The following is a 15,107-nucleotide window of genomic DNA, read 5'->3' as shown; positions in this document are numbered from 1 at the left end:
GATGGCGAGCGCATTTGCTCTGAAGGCACTGTTCACGATCTCGAACTTTGCGCTGGTCACACTCGCCGCGCGCACGCTCGGCCTGGAGGTGTTCGGCAACTATTCGCTGCTGTTCAGTGCAGCCGGACTTCTCAGCATCGTTGCGACTTTTGGCCAACAGGTGCTGGTGATGCGCTTCTGGAGCGAGTACGTCGCAGGTGGCCGGTGCGACCTGCTCAAGGGTTCGCTGCTGTTCAGCGGCGCAGTCTGCCTGACCGGCTGCGTGCTGGTCGGCCTGCCGTTCTACGTCTGGTGTACGCTGGCCTATTCGTCATCGATCGGCGCCGCGGTCACGTTGTATCTTGTGACGGTGTCGCTTGTGATGACCACATCGCATCTGATCAGGACTGCCGTCGGCATCGAAGCTGGCGACGGCTTTGGCAACCTTCTGCTGACAATTCCCGCGATCAGCTATCTTGGATACTGCCTTGCAGCTCAGAGAGAGGCCGAGCTCGCAGCTCTGTTTGGTGTCATGGCCGCAGGCGGGGCGGCGGGTCTCCTTATTCACCTCCGGCTGCTGTGTCGTTCGCTCAACGAAAAATTTCCCGGATTCTGGCGCACCAGGCCGGCATTCGATCTCTCACGCTGGCTGGCCCGGTCAACCAAGCTCTGGGCTTCCAATGGCCTGGAAGCTTCGAACCAGTATCTCGATGTTCTCGTCGTCGGCGCTCTACTGGATCCTGCTGCCGCGGGCGCCTACTTCGTCGTAACCCGCGTTGCTAACATCCTGTCGGTCGCAACCGACGCGATCCACATGTTCTCCACGCGGCACATCCCGGATCTCTACTATCACAGGGAGCTCACGCAGCTCGATGCGCTGCTGGACATGGTTGCGCGGGTGACGATAGCCGTGATCATCGGTGGGCTGCTGACGATCGCCGCTGGCGGATCGCAATTGCTCGCGATCTTCAATGGCGCATATGCCCCGTTTCATGGCGCCCTGCTCATTCTATCGTTCGGTGCGGCTTCGATTGCCGCGGCGGGACCGTCGGCTTCGCTTCTGATGCTCACCGGTCACGAAGGACGCTACCTCGCGGTCGTCGGCGGATCGGTTCTCCTGCGCGTCGTCGGTCTTTTTGTGCTCCTCCCGCATTTCGGCCTTACCGGCGGCGCGATCGCGACTACGGCCGCGCTTCTCGCGATGGCGCTGGTATTGCGGCATTCGGCCAAAGACTGGACCGGCATAGAGGGGTCTGTCTTGCGGCTCATCGGTCAGTTTCGCAGAGACGACAAAGTCAGGATGGCCGATTGATCCTCGTCATCATCATGCAAACCCCGGGCGGGCAAGGAATCATCGGGGTTCCCAATCACAGTTAACCGGCAATTAACACCGGCTAGGGTCCCTTATCGAGCGATGCCCTACTCAGCGGGACGCACCCCGATGGACTACGCCTTTCCAGCATCGCCCGCTCGTCGAGATGCCGTCTCGTCTCGAAACGACATCTTGCCCTCCTCGCAGCCGGGGCAGCTGAGCGTTGAACGCCTTGCACGGCGGATAATGCAGACGGCCATCGTCATCAGCGCCGTTGCAACATCGAGCACGATCAACCCGGCGCTGATCCCCGCGCAATACGCCTCGGTCATGCAGGTGATTGCGCTGGCCATGTGGCTGACGATCATCGCAGCCAGCCTTTTCGCGCGCCCGCTGCAAACTCTTTCAGGCACCGACTTCGTCCTGGTCGTGTCGTTCTATGCGTGGGCTATCTTGTCGGTCGCCTGGTCAAACTGGTCGGTCGATTCAGCCTTGAAAGGCACGGCGTTGGCCGTCACGACCTTCGGCGCATATCGTTTGGCCACTCGCCTGCCGCTCTCCAATATCGTCGCAGCCATAACGCTGGGTTTGTTCTTCCTGCTGGTCTTGTCGGTTCTGTGCGTCATCTTCCTTCCAGAGATCGGAATCGATCAAAGCTGGATGCATGGCGGACAATGGCAGGGAATTTTCGAGTCCAAGCAATCACTGGGACTTGTCGCGGCTTACGGAGCGTTCTTCGCTCTCTATCGGCGCATGACGGGCAGCAGTTGGACTGTCTTCATCATTCTCTTCGCGATCTCAGCCGGCACACTCATCGCTTCGGGCTCGCGAGGAACCGCCGCCGTCATGGTGATGTCCTGCTGCGCACTTCTTCTGTGCCGCCTCTCGCTGAGGTTTGCCAACGCTCTGGCTTGGCTTCCTCTGGTGTGCACGTGCGTAGCCTTTGCACTGTTCATGTATCTCTACGCCACTGGATACGATCACTTTCCACTGTTCGGTGAGAAGATCGACCTGACCGAGAGAACGTTCATCTGGCAGTACGGCATCGCCCATGTGGACCAGCGGCCGTTCTTCGGGTTCGGACTCAACGGATTCTGGACCGACCCGGGCCGGCTGCAGCGGTTCAAGGACATCCACACCTGGGTGCTGGACAACTTTCACAGCGGATACCTGACCATCCTGGTCGAATGTGGCCTGATCGGCTTTGTCATCTTTCTAGGGGTGGCGCTGTTCTTTGCCATCCGCATCCGTGGTTTGACGTCGAGCAAAGCAGTCCCCGCGCCATATTGCGCGATCGTGACCTGCTTCGTCGCCCTGTCCTTTCAGATGAACATGACTGAAACGCTCTTCCTGCGCTCGACCTCGTTCATGTCCGTTCTATTTGTGGTCTTCCTGTTCCTCTCATGCCACTCCATCCCGGAGCGCCGGTCAAAGAGCTACAATCCATGACGCGTTTCCGTCGTCTCCCAGGCTTGTACGTGACCTTGCTTGTGGCCCTCGTCCTAGCAGGTCTCACTTTCCCTGCCTGCGCAAGCGACCGCAGCTTTGAAGCCGTCAAGAAACTTGGCCGCGGCATCAACATCCTTGGCTATGATGGCATTTGGGAAGGTGGGATAAACGCGCCGTTTCGTATGTCGTATCTGAAGCGCATTCGCGACGCGGGCTTCGATCATGTGCGCATCAACTTTTTTGCCTTCAAATTCATGAACGATGCGGGCCTGGTCGATGAAGCCGTTTTGCGTCGCCTCGATCATGTCATCGAGCAGGTTGCTCACAATGGCTTGATCCCCGTCCTTGATGAGCACGACTACGGAGCCTGTCAATCACGTCCGCTCGAATGCGCCGAGAAGCTGAAATCGTTCTGGAAGCAGATCTCCGACAGATACGCCGGAAAGTTTCCCACACTGATCTTCGAGCTGCTGAACGAGCCTGGCGGCGACATGACCGCCGCGGCCTGGAACGCACTGGCAGGAGAACTGCTGAAAACGATTCGCGAAAAGAACCCCGATCGATTGATCATCGTCGCGGCCATCAACTCGGAGGATCTGACCAGGATCGAGCATCCGACACTTCCGGAGAACGACCGAAACCTGATTCTTACATTTCACTACTACGCGCCGTTCGCCTTCACTCACCAGGGGGCGCCCTGGTCGGCAGACCTCACCAAGCTGAAGGACGTGAAGTGGGGAAGCCGAGCTGACCGGGAGCGGATGACCGAAGATTTCGACCGGATCAGTGAATGGTCGAAACGTGAGAATCGCCCCATCTACCTGGGTGAGTTCGGCGTCCTGGAATACGCGCCGCTGCCGGACAGGCTGCGGTATATCCGCCGGATCGTGCGCGAAGCGGAGCGTCGGGGCTGGTCATGGGCCTATTGGCAATTCGATCACGATTTTGCGGCGTTCGACACGACAAGCGAGAGTTGGGTGCGGCCCGTTCTGAACGCCCTCATCCCGCAGCGCTAGCCTTGCAGACGCGTTCACGACCGCGAATAGCCGTTGAGGATATCGCTTGCCGGACGATCACCCCCCTCTGAAAGCGTCTCCGCCATCAGCTCTGCGATCTGTCGTGCATCGTCTTTCCCGGTGCTCCTGAGTCCGGCGATGGCGCCGCGCTTGTCCGCGTCGCTGTAGTGCCGCTTGATATTGAACTTCGGCTCGAGCCGCGTCACCGACATCGAGAAACCCACAATGTGTGGCATCAAGGCGGCGCGGCGTTGCGGGCTGTAGCCCGCGATGGACCATTGGGTCGGAAGGACGCTTTCATTGATCTTCACGAGATCGTCCACGACCCGGTCCAGGCCGGCTTGATCCAGCAGACGGACGTCGCCGTGGATATGGACCACCGCATAGGACCAGGTCGGCGCCGCCGGGCAGTCCTTCGTGTACCACTGCGCCGAGATGTAGGCGTTCGGGCCGTTGAAGATCATGACCGCCTTCGATTGGCGCTCAAGCGATTGCCAGTGCGCGTTGGCGCGGGCGACATGACCGCGGATGTGCGTCACCGCGCCGTCTTCGACATCGACGAGAACCGGAATATGCGAGAAGTGAAGCTCACCGTTCTCGGTCGAGACCAGGAGCGCGAAACGGAGCTCCGACATCAGCTTGATGGCGGCCTCATCCGTCGTCAGGGTGCGGTCGGGGCGATAGAACATGAAGATCTCCGTTAGGCAACTCGCGCGCTCTTGAACGCGTGCGCGTAATGCGCCCTCGCGAACTCCGGCGTGATCAGACCTTGTTCGAGGTCACGCTCGACCAGTTCAGCTAGACGCTCCGCGGGATCACCCCAACCGGCGCCGCCGCCGACCGTCAGCTGGACGATATCGCCCTTTTGCAAGGTCATGAGCGCAGTGGTGGGCAGGTCGATGACCTCATCGCCTCGGATCACCTTCAACGACGCACGCGCCGCATCGCGGCCGCCCGCCTTGCCGCGGGGCGGGTAACGGAAATGTTCCGAGTAGTAGCTCAGAACGACATTGTCCTCGAGCACCTGGATCGCGCGCGCGAAGCCGAGACCGCCGCGCCATTTCCCTGCGCCGCAGGAATCCTGCACAAGGGCATATCGCAACATGCGGATGTGCGGGTGTATCTGCTCGATCGACTCGATTGGGGTATTGCGGCTCGATGACAGGACCCCGGCCAGCGCGTGCGCCCCGTCATATTGCGGGGCGCCGCCGTAGCCCCCGCCGAGAACGTCCGCATAGATCCGCGTGCCGCCGTTCGGCCGCTCCTGCACAAGGTAAAGTCCCGTGGTCGAGTTGAAGCCCTGCGCCGGCACCCGATCGGGAACGGCTTGGCCCAAGGCCTCGTGAATCGCATCAAGCACGCGATACGACACGGCGATACGCGCGCGCACGGGCCGGCCGCGCCTGGGGTTGACGATCGTCCCCTCCGGCAGCCGAATGTCGATCAGGCGGTTGCAGGCATCGTTGGCCGGGATGTCCTTGTCGGCAAGCAGGCAGCGGACCGCTGAAATCGCCGCCGCCAGGGAAGACGACTTCGAGCTGTTGAACATGCTCCGCACTTCCGGCGCCGTACCGGTGAAATCGAGCACCATCGTTCCATCGGCGACCGTGACGGTCGCCACGACCTTGAGCGGGACATCGCCGCGCACGTCTGCATCGATGCAGGCCTCGCCGGTCCATGTACCGTTCGGAATCGTCGCGATGGCCGCGCGCATGCGACGTTCGGTATAGTCGAGCGTCTCGGCCATGGCATGGACGACGAGATCGCGACCGTGCCGCTTGGCCAGGTCCTGCAGCCGCTCGATCCCGGTTCGGTTGGCGGCCACCTGGGCGTAGAAATCGCCGCGACCGATGTCGGGCGTGCGGACGTTGGCAAAGATCAGGCGGTCGATCGCACCGCCGAACAGGTCCCTTTCAACGTCGATCAGCAGCGGCGGGATGACGATGCCTTCCTGCAGCAGCTCGGCCGCGTCGATATTGATGCCGGCGCCGCCGCCGCCGACGTCCAGATGATGCGCTGTATTGCCGACCCAGCCTATCAGCACGTTTTCGGCAAACACCGGTTGAAAGATGATGAAGTCGTTCAGATGCTGTCCGCCGGCATACGGATCGTTGAGCAGGATCGCCGACGTCGGCCCGATCGTCGTGAGATCGAGCTGCGCAACCGATGCCCTGAACGCCTCACTCAATCCGCCGTTGTGGATCGGAATCATCTCCGCCTGCGACACGACATTGCCATGAGCGTCCAGGATCGCTGTCGAGCAATCGCGGGCTTCGCGCACGATGGTCGAAAACGCGGAGCGAACCAGGATCGCGCCCATCTCGTTTGCAATCGCACGGATGGCATTGGCGAGAATCGCCAGCTTGGTCTGGTCTGCGGACATCACTTCTTCTCCAGCAACAGGTCGCCGGAGTCGCAGCAGCGGGCTGTCCATGTCGGCGGCACCAGCGTTGTTGTCGTCGGCTCTTCGAGAATGGCAGGTCCCGAAACGGTCTCACCGAAATCGAGATCGGAGCGGGCCATGAAGGTGGCTGCGACGCGCTTGCCCCGAAGGACAATGTCGCATGTCTCGCGACTGGCCCTCGGGCTGACATTCTCCTTCGGTGTAATCACGTTCAACTCATTCTTTCGCGTGAGCCGCGCGCGGGCGTTGACGATCTGGACGGGGAGGTTGGACCGGACGTAGCCGTAACGCTCGCGGTGCAGATTCTCGAACACGGTACGCAAAGCCTGCGGACTCGTCTGCGCAAGTTCGACCCAGACCGTGAGCTCGAATCCCTGGCCGGCGTAGCGCAGATCGAGTCCTGTCTGGACGTCGTAGCTGCCCTTCGTCAGACCGAGACTTGCGGCATAGCGGTCGCACGTTGCAGCAAGATCTGCGGCGCGAACCTCGGCCAGCGTCTCGTCCGTCAGCGCCTGCAGCCTCGCCTTGACGAAATCGACCTTGAGGTCGGCGATCAGAAGGCCGAAAGCGCTGGTGATACCGGGCGACCAGGGAACAAGAACCTGGTTGATGCCGACTTCGCCCGCGACCATCGCGGCGTGAAGCGGACCGCCGCCGCCGTAGGCCACCAGCGTGAAGTCGCGAGGATCGATGCCACGTGCCGTCGACACGAGACGCACGGCCGCCGCCATATTGCCGTTGACCATCTGCAATACGGAATCCGCCTTCTCGGCCAGTTCCCCCGGCATTGGCAGCGATGCGAACGCAGCTTTCGCCGCCTCGATATCCAGCTTCATCCGGCCTGCGAAGAAGTGCGAAGGCCGCAACAGGCCGGCAATCAACTGCGCATCCGTCACCGTCGGCAGCGTGCCGCCGCGCCCGTAGCAGGCGGGCCCGGGCTCGGCGCCGGCGCTGGCCGGTCCGACGTTGAGAAAACCGCCCGAATCGAGTGTGGCGATGCTGCCGCCGCCCGCCCCTACTGTAACCATGTCGAGCGCGGTCGTGCGGATCGGCAGGTCGTCGACCGTGAGCTCCTGCACCACGCGCGGCTCGAGCATCGGCGCGACCGCGACATCCGTGCTGGTGCCGCCCATATCGATCGTGATGATGTCGTTGATGCCGTTGCGACGCGCAAACCAGGTCGCAGCCTGAACGCCGGCGGCAGGCCCTGACAACAGCATGCGCACGGCATTATCGCCTGCGGCTTCCGCCGGCATGATGCCGCCGTTCGACTGCATGATCTGCAGGCCGCTGCGGCATCCGCGTTCCGTCAACCCGCGATCCAGCCGATCGATGTAATCGACGACGACCGGTGAAACGAACGAGTTCACCACGGTCGTCACCGTGCGTTCGTACTCGCGGAACTCAGGCGACACCCGGCTGGAGCAGCCCACGCGCGTCGTCGGACTCATCGCCAGCACCATCTCGCGGAGACGCTCCTCGTGAGCGCCGTTGCGGTACGCGTGCATCAGGCAGATCGCGATCGATGTGACGCCGTTGTCGAGCAGGAACTGAACCTCGCGGCGCGCCGCTTCCTCGTCGAGCTCCTCCACGACGTGGCCGCTGCCGTCGACGCGCTCCCGGATCTCGCGGATGAAGCGGCGGTCCACCGGCGCGCGCGGCTTATGATAGAATGCGGTGTAGATATTGCCGACGCGATCGTGCAAGCCGATCTCGATGATATCGCGAAATCCCTTCGTGGTCAGCAGACCGGTGCGCGCTCCGCGCCGGGTGATCAGCGCGTTCGTGGCGATGGTCGAGCCGTGTGCGAAGCGTGTCACCTGACGCAAGGGGACGGCGGCATGGTCGACGGCGTTTTCGACCGCCTTGTGAACCTGGCTCGGTGTCGATGGAACCTTGCCAACGACCACGACGCCTCTGTCATCAACCCAGACGAGATCCGTAAAGGTCCCGCCAATTTCAACACCGACTTGCATATTATGTCCCGATGACTGCTGACGCGCTCAGGATCGCAAAAGACCGGCGCGGCGAATCTTTTCGCGTTCGAGCTCGAAGTGCTTCTTGATGAGTTCGCCGAAGTCGGCGCCATTTCGATGTTGGATGGGCTGTCCGTACTTCTCCTGAATTGCAACATGCTCCGGGTCGAACATGGCGAGCTTGAAAGCATCGTGAAGGCGCCGGACGACCTCCGGCGGCATTCCCTTTGGTCCTATCAGGCCGTTCGGGCTCGCGGCCGTCACATCGTAGCCGAGATCGTAAAGCGTGGGCACCGATGGCCATCGCTTGACGCGCTCATCTGAAAAGAGTGCCAGCCAGCGCGCCTGCCCGTTGTCGACAAGATCGCCGAGGACAGTGCCACCTGCGTGCGCATCGATGTGGCCGCCGAGCAAAGCGGCCGTGCCCTCGGCGTCGCCCTTGAACGGAACGTGGGTGAATTTCACCTTCTCCAGCTCGGCGACCTGAACAAGCGCAAGGTTTTGCGCTGTCGCGGTGCCGTTCGTGCCGTAGCTGATCTCCTCCGGGCGTCCGCGAGCTTGCGAGATGAAGTCGCTCCAGTTCTTCAACGGCGAATCAGCACGGACGATAAGACCGACGTTGAAAGCGCTGATCTGAATAATGGGCGTGAAATCCTTCAGCGCATCGTAGGATGTCTTTTCGATGAGCTGCATGCGCAGGACCGCCGAATGCGTGATCGCAATGCGATAGCCGTCCGGCGGCACGGAGAGCATGGCAACGGCACCCATGGTCGCGCTGGCGCCCGGACGGTTCTCAACGATGACCGGCTGACCGAGATGGCGCGTGGCGGCCTTCGCCAGGATGCGAAACGTGGTGTCGGCAGTTCCTCCGGCCGGAAACGGCACGATCAAGGTGATGGGTCGCGAGGGGAAGCTTTCGTCCGCCCGGGCTCCGCGCACCCAGGGCGCGCTCAAGCAAACGGCTACCCCACTCAACCAGGCTCGTCTGGTCAGTCCGCTCATTGGTGACCTCGTCGATGAGAACACCCGAGGACCTTATCGTCCGACCAGAAATCTGATAAATGGAAAGATCATAATGATTGATCGATCCTATGAATATAACGAGCAACGACCTTCTGGTCTTTCTGACGCTGGTGCAGGAGAAGAGCTTCACGCGGGCGGCCGCACGCTGCGGTCTATCCCAATCGGCATTCTCAACGCGCATCTCCTCGCTCGAACATGCGCTCGGCGCCAAACTGTTCGACCGGACCACACGTCGCGTCGAGCTGACACCCGATGGCGAGGTGTTCGAACCTTTCGCGCACCAACTCCACGCGGATCTGTCCGACGTGGTCCAGATCTTTCGCGACAGGGCAGCCCGCAAGCGCGGCCGCGTGTCGATAGCCGTGCTGCCGTCGGTGGCCGCAGGCTGGATGCCGAAATTATTGGCGCGATTTGCCGCCCGGCATCCGAATATTCAGTTCTCGTTGACAGATGCGATCGCGGAAACCTGCGTGTCCCTGGTGCGCAACGGTGATGTGGATTTCGGCATAACTGTCGGCGACAATGATACCGAAGACCTTGATCAACGACTTGTGGCCCTCGATCATTTCTACCTGGTCTGCCACAAGGACCATGAGCTGCTGCGGAAGAAGAAGGTGACTGCCGCCGACATCGCTGCATTTCCCTTCTTGCAGCTTCCGCGCAGCAGCAGTGTTCGACGCGTTCTGGACAACGCGTTCCAGAGCGTGAAGCTCAAGACCTATCTCGAAACGAATTACATGGCGACGATTGCCGGGATGGCGGAAGTCGGCCTGGGAATCACGATCGTTCCCTCGCTCAGCCTGAACCAGTTCATTCGACCGACCCTCGGCGTCAGGATTCTCAGATCTCCGCAGATTTCTCGCCCGATCCACCTCATCCGCCGCCGCGGCCGCACACTGTCGGCGGCCGCCGAGGAGTTTTTCAACGGAATCGTCGCGGCCAAGTTTGAGCTTCCCTCGCTCGTAAGGCAGCACGCCAAGGACGCCATTTGAACTGGTGGCACGGTAATGGCACGGTCCATTAACCGACACTTCTGACGCGAATAAGCGATATCCATCAGACTGGAAAACAGGGTATAGTCCTGGCGAGGAAAACTTCCAGTCGACGGGCGAACATCATGACTGCCACATCGACGAACCGAATGGTCGTTGCGTTCATTGCGCTTGCTGTGGCGGGCGGCATCGCGCTTGTCGTCGCATTTCAGCATGTCTGGCGCGAGCCGCCGGTTAAGACCAGGGCCGCGGCGACCGCGCCCGCGGTCTCAAAGCCGGCCGCCGCAGCACAGAAACAAGCCCTTCTGCCCGCCGCGCAAGCGGAAGCGAATGCCGTCGCGGCCGCGCTGGCCGGATCGTCCTCGCCCGCGAACGATGGCGTGCCGGCCTTCGATATCGCTCGCATCGAACCGACCGGCGAAGCGGTGATCGCAGGCCGGGCGACACCCGGCGCAACTGTGGAGCTGCTTCGCAACGGCGAGCCACATGATCGCGCAGTCGCGGATCAATCCGGACAGTTCACCATGATTCCGCCGCAGCTCCCGCACGGCACCTACGACCTGACGTTGCGCGCCACGCAGGCGGACGGCAAACAGGTCATGTCCAAACAAAGTGTGCCGGTCGTGCGGGCAGCGGCCAAGGCCGATGGTTCTGACACGATGGCCACCGCGTCCATACCGGCCCAGGCGTCCAAGCGACCGGGGAAGATCGCCTCTGCAGGACAACCGCAGTTCGCCGCGACCGGCGTTCTGACTGACAAGGGCTCGCCTTCCGCTGCAGGCTTGCCGAAGGTCGGAACGGCCACAGTCTCCCGCGGTGACAGCCTCTGGCGCTTGAGCCGCCAGGCCTACGGCGCAGGTACCGGCTACGCTGCCATCTACAAGGCGAACCAGGCGCAGATCCGCAATCCCGATCTAATCTATCCGGGCCAGATCTTCGTGCTGCCGACGGGCGAAGCGCGGCCATAGCTGCGTGAGCTGGTGACGCGCAGATATGCAGATTGTTACCGCCCAGACCATTCTCGCCTATGTGGGCGCCGCCATCGCAGAAATCGTTGGATGCTTCGCGTTCTGGGGCTGGCTTCGGCTTGGCAAGCCAATCTGGTGGCTCGCGCCCGGCTGTGCCTCATTGGTTCTGTTTGCCTATCTGTTGACGCTGGTGGATAGCGCCGCGGCAGGCCGAACCTTTGCGGCCTATGGCGGCGTCTATATCGTTGCTTCGCTGGCGTGGCTCCGGGCGGTCGAGGGCATAAGCCCCGATCGCTGGGACATCGGCGGAGCAGCCTTGTGCCTCGCCGGCGCTGCCCTGATCATTGCCGGTCCGCGCTGAAGACACCGCAAGGTCGATCACAGTTCACGCTCGACTTCACGGGATGGAAGAGTTTCGCGATGACGCATGATCACGGCCACAGCCACTCTCACGAACCCGCCGATTTCGGCCGTGCATTCCTCATCGGCGTCAGCCTCAACACGCTCTTTATCGTCATCGAGGCGATCTACGGCCTCATCAGCAACTCGACGGCGCTGCTTGCCGACGCCGGTCATAACCTGAGCGACGTGCTCGGCCTTCTGATCGCCTGGGGCGCGGCGACGCTCTCGCGGCGCGCGCCCTCGCCGCGCTTTACTTACGGCCTGCGCAGCTCCTCGTTGCTGGCGGCGCTCTTCAATGCAACGTTTCTGCTTATTGCGGTCGGAGCCATCGCCTGGGAGGCCGTGCAGCGCTTCGCGGATCCGAAGCCGGTCGCGGGCGCCATCGTGATGGTCGTGGCCGGCATCGGCATCGTTATCAACGGCGTCACCGCAGCCCTGTTCGCTGCGGGACGCAAGCGTGACATCAATATCGAAGGCGCCTTTCTGCACCTCGCCGGCGACGCCGCCGTCTCTTTCGGCGTCATGCTGGCCGCGCTTGTGTATATCTATACCGGATGGACCTGGGTCGATCCCGCAGCCAGTCTGGCCATTTGCGCGGTCATCGTCTGGAGCACGTGGAGCCTGCTCAAGAAGTCGGTGCGAATGTCGCTAAGCGGCGTTCCGGACTCCATCGATCCCGCAGCCGTCCGCAGCTTTCTGCTGAACCGACCAGGCGTGAAAGAGCTGCACGACCTGCACATCTGGCCGATCAGCACCATGGACACGGCCCTGTCGTGCCACCTGGTGATGCCCGACGGCCATCCCGGCGATGGATTCCTGATGGACGTCGCTCACGACCTCGGGCATCGGTTCGCCATCAACCATGTCACGATGCAGATCGAGGTCAGCGAAAACAACGCCTGCGCGCTCGCGCCCGATAGCGTCGTTTAGGCCGTGTGACATCGCCGCGGCTCAACCGGTCGCAATCTCCACGCCGTGTTCCTTGAACCTGCGCAGCATCCGGCGATTGAATTCGCGCTGCACCGGCCATCGGCCGGCATCAGTGCACCGGATCTGGCCGACCATCGAAATCTTCGACCCGTTGAGCTTGTCGATGCCCCACAGCTCGAGATCGTCGCGGATGAGATGGTTATACTTGGGTTCTGCTCGCATCTCGGTCGCGATCTCGTTCAGGATCTTTTCAACCTGTTCGGTGTCCTCGCCAGAGGGGATAGTGACGCTGATGGCGGCGTTGCCCATGCCGCGGCTCCTGTTGGTGACGCTGGTGACCGCGCTGAACGGGACGATGTGCACGGCGCCGTCGGCCGCACGCAGCCGGATCGTCCGGATCGATACGTTCTCGACGGTTCCGGTGAGGTCGGAGACCGTGACGACGTCGCCGACATGAACGACATTCTCCAGCAGCAGGAAAAGCCCGGTGATGACGTCCTGCACCAGCTTCTGCGATCCGAAACCGATCGCGATGCCGATGATGCCGGCGCCGGCGAGCAGCGGGGCCACGTTGACGCCGATCTCGCTGAGAGCCGTCAGCGCAACCACAGCGACGATCACGCACAGCAATGTCGTGCGCAGCATCGGCAGAAACGTCCGCAGCCGCGCCGCCTTGGCGAACTGCCCTTCTTGCGAAAACCGCGACAGCTGTCGATCAAGCAGCGCATTGCTGATCTCCCAGACGGCCGCCGCGATCAGCACCGCAATGCCGACGGTGACGATGGCGGAGAGCAGCCGGCTGCCGATCTGCCCGGTGGCGAACCAGGTGATGGCGTCGACGCCCCACACTTCAAGCAGGGCGACAAAGCCGATGATCGCAACGAAGTACGATACGATCCGACGCGCCATCGGCAGGTAGCGGTTCGCCCGAACCTCGATCCCGGGGAAACGCTCGACGATCTCGGGCGGCACGCGAAAGACCCGATCGATCACGCTGACAATGACGATCAACAGCAGCCGCGACACGAGAACGACGGCAATCGTTCCGACCACATATTGGAACAGCAGCGCGTAGCCATTCCTGATGTTGAGTGCCCACACGGCCCACAATCCGAGCACCAGGACGATGGCGATGTAGTGCCAGAAATTGGCCAGCCGGTTGCGCATCGCCGCCATCACGCCATTGCGGGCATCCGTGCGGATCAGGTCCGCGACCGTGCGCCGGCCCTGCAGGATCACGACCACCACTAGGAGATGGACCATGAGCATCACGAGCCGTAGCAGCGCGAAGTAGCCCGGCCGATAGAGGCCAAGCAGCAGCGCCACGTTGGCAAGGGTCACGCCGAAGATCCCGACGGTCGCGATCCGGTTGACCCAGATATGGATATACGCTGCGGCCTCGCCACGGACGGTGAACAGGCTCAACGGCTCGGACGACACCAGCATCCGCGCCAGGCAGATGACGATGCCGCGCAGGACGTAGGCATTGACGACCGCAAGGATCGCGAGCTTCGAGATGGTGTTGTCGCCAATTCTCGAACCGAGGAGCAGATTGCCGACAGCCGCAAAGGCGATGATCGGCAGCACCTCGAGAACGAACCGGCCGAGCACGAACGGCAGCCGGACCACGGTGCTCCACGCTTGCGCCAGTCTGACGTTGCGCTGGCGGACCTGGGCGTCGGCGCGCGGTCCTTCGCCAAACGCGGCGGATGCGCCGTCAATCGCCATGGCCGGCGCGATCGGAGGCGCCGCCGGCAGAGCGGATTTTGGCATCCATGCTTCCAGCAGCGCGATCGGTCGGCGCACCACACGGCGCATCAGCCATGCCACCGCAAGCGCACAACCGAGGACCACGGTCAGCTTCCAGGCGATGTCGAACAGCAGGTCATAAGTCGCCGGATCGGTCGCCGAGCGCTTGAGCCAGTGCCACAGCAGCGGAAGGCGCGTCAGCGCGCCGGCCGCGGCGGCAATCTCATCTGAAATCGTCGCAAACTGCTCCGACACCTGCAGCAGCAGCTGCGCGCCAAGGCTGTCCGCCGCCAGCGGCAGCTCCTTTGCTTCGCCCGCAGCCTCCGTTTTCGCTCCAGGCGCCGCCTGCGGCGGCTGCGCATTGGCGAGCGCGCGCAGTGTGCTGATAAGCTCTGTGCGTTTACTCTCGTTCTGCAAGACCTCGAGCGCGCGCCGCGCGTCGTCCGGCGTGACGGCGCCGGCAGGAGCCGCGGAGGCGGCCGATGCCGCCGGCTTGGCCGGCGTCTGGGCCAGAGCTGGATTGAGGGCCAGGCCCTGAACGGCCAACGCTAGGGCCAGGACCACGTGTAGGTATCGGCGAATCACAGCGGACCTCGGATGTTGGGACATTGTCTTTTCGCTGCTCCGATGCGGCCAAATCTTGCAAATTCGGGGGCGCTCGTTTGTTATTTGCGCGACTTCGTCAAGTCGCCGTCCGGGAGATTCACCCTCAGGGGACGACCATGCAAGCCGCGTGAACGCCGAAACGTGCCGCGCAACGGACGGGTTGCTGGCTTTAGCTCCCTGCGACGCGCCTCATCAAACCGGTATGCGCTTTCGAAAGACAACGGCCGCAGACGAACTCCGGCAGCCGGTCCTTGCACCCTCTTGCTGAAGCAAAACCGTGCGGGTGAAAAATTTGTTCGAG

At 62.3% G+C, this 15,107-nt stretch carries 12 protein-coding genes; 7 read left to right on the top strand and 5 right to left on the bottom strand.

The window, feature by feature from the left end:
• The first annotated feature begins 1 nt into the window (after window position 1).
• From RCO31_RS02970 to RCO31_RS02960, 3 genes are all read left to right on the top strand, one after another.
• Window positions 2–1,291 (top strand): lipopolysaccharide biosynthesis protein, encoded by a 1,290-nt coding sequence (locus RCO31_RS02970; RefSeq protein WP_308966736.1) that lies wholly within the window; start codon window positions 2–4, stop codon window positions 1,289–1,291.
• 246 nt (window positions 1,292–1,537) lie between these two features.
• On the top strand, window positions 1,538–2,740 hold the full coding sequence (locus RCO31_RS02965) for an O-antigen ligase family protein (RefSeq protein ID WP_308966735.1): 1,203 nt from the start codon (window positions 1,538–1,540) through the stop codon (window positions 2,738–2,740).
• The gene (locus RCO31_RS02960) at window positions 2,695–3,756 is read left to right on the top strand and encodes a glycoside hydrolase family 5 protein (protein WP_308966734.1); all 1,062 of its coding nucleotides are present in this window, start codon (window positions 2,695–2,697) and stop codon (window positions 3,754–3,756) included. Before RCO31_RS02965 ends, RCO31_RS02960 begins: the two co-directional genes overlap by 46 nt.
• A gap of 14 nt (window positions 3,757–3,770) precedes the next feature.
• Here the strand turns inward: RCO31_RS02960 and RCO31_RS02955 are convergent, their stop codons facing one another.
• The 4 genes from RCO31_RS02955 to RCO31_RS02940 are packed head-to-tail and all read right to left on the bottom strand — an operon-like array spanning window position 3,771 to window position 9,138.
• On the bottom strand, window positions 3,771–4,445 hold the full coding sequence (locus RCO31_RS02955; RefSeq protein ID WP_308966733.1) for an FMN-binding negative transcriptional regulator: 675 nt from the start codon (window positions 4,443–4,445) through the stop codon (window positions 3,771–3,773).
• Between the two features lie 11 nt (window positions 4,446–4,456).
• Window positions 4,457–6,139, bottom strand: a complete 1,683-nt coding sequence (locus RCO31_RS02950; RefSeq protein WP_308966732.1) for a hydantoinase B/oxoprolinase family protein — start codon at window positions 6,137–6,139, stop codon at window positions 4,457–4,459.
• A complete protein-coding gene (locus RCO31_RS02945; protein WP_308966731.1) occupies window positions 6,139–8,136 on the bottom strand; it encodes a hydantoinase/oxoprolinase family protein in 1,998 nt (665 codons plus the stop codon). Before RCO31_RS02945 ends, RCO31_RS02950 begins: the two co-directional genes overlap by 1 nt.
• Window positions 8,137–8,163: 27 nt before the next feature.
• The gene (locus RCO31_RS02940) at window positions 8,164–9,138 is read right to left on the bottom strand and encodes a tripartite tricarboxylate transporter substrate binding protein (RefSeq protein WP_308966730.1); all 975 of its coding nucleotides are present in this window, start codon (window positions 9,136–9,138) and stop codon (window positions 8,164–8,166) included.
• A gap of 89 nt (window positions 9,139–9,227) precedes the next feature.
• Here RCO31_RS02940 and RCO31_RS02935 point away from each other — a divergent pair, with 89 nt between their 5' ends.
• From RCO31_RS02935 to RCO31_RS02920, 4 genes are all read left to right on the top strand, one after another.
• A complete protein-coding gene (locus RCO31_RS02935; protein WP_308966729.1) occupies window positions 9,228–10,151 on the top strand; it encodes a LysR family transcriptional regulator in 924 nt (307 codons plus the stop codon).
• Window positions 10,152–10,276: 125 nt separating this feature from the next.
• Window positions 10,277–11,119, top strand: a complete 843-nt coding sequence (locus RCO31_RS02930) for a LysM peptidoglycan-binding domain-containing protein (RefSeq protein WP_308966728.1) — start codon at window positions 10,277–10,279, stop codon at window positions 11,117–11,119.
• A 25-nt stretch (window positions 11,120–11,144) separates the two neighbouring features.
• Window positions 11,145–11,480 (top strand): YnfA family protein, encoded by a 336-nt coding sequence (locus RCO31_RS02925; protein ID WP_308966727.1) that lies wholly within the window; start codon window positions 11,145–11,147, stop codon window positions 11,478–11,480.
• Between the two features lie 59 nt (window positions 11,481–11,539).
• The gene (locus RCO31_RS02920) at window positions 11,540–12,451 is read left to right on the top strand and encodes a cation diffusion facilitator family transporter (protein WP_308966726.1); all 912 of its coding nucleotides are present in this window, start codon (window positions 11,540–11,542) and stop codon (window positions 12,449–12,451) included.
• 21 nt (window positions 12,452–12,472) lie between these two features.
• Here RCO31_RS02920 and RCO31_RS02915 read toward each other — a convergent pair whose 3' ends face one another.
• A complete protein-coding gene (locus tag RCO31_RS02915) occupies window positions 12,473–14,764 on the bottom strand; it encodes a mechanosensitive ion channel domain-containing protein (protein WP_308966725.1) in 2,292 nt (763 codons plus the stop codon).
• Window positions 14,765–15,107: the final 343 nt, after the last annotated feature.

The organism is Bradyrhizobium sp. LHD-71 (assembly GCF_031157255.1).
In the GTDB taxonomy this organism is placed as follows: domain Bacteria; phylum Pseudomonadota; class Alphaproteobacteria; order Rhizobiales; family Xanthobacteraceae; genus P52-10.
This window is presented reverse-complemented; position numbering and strand designations above follow the sequence as displayed.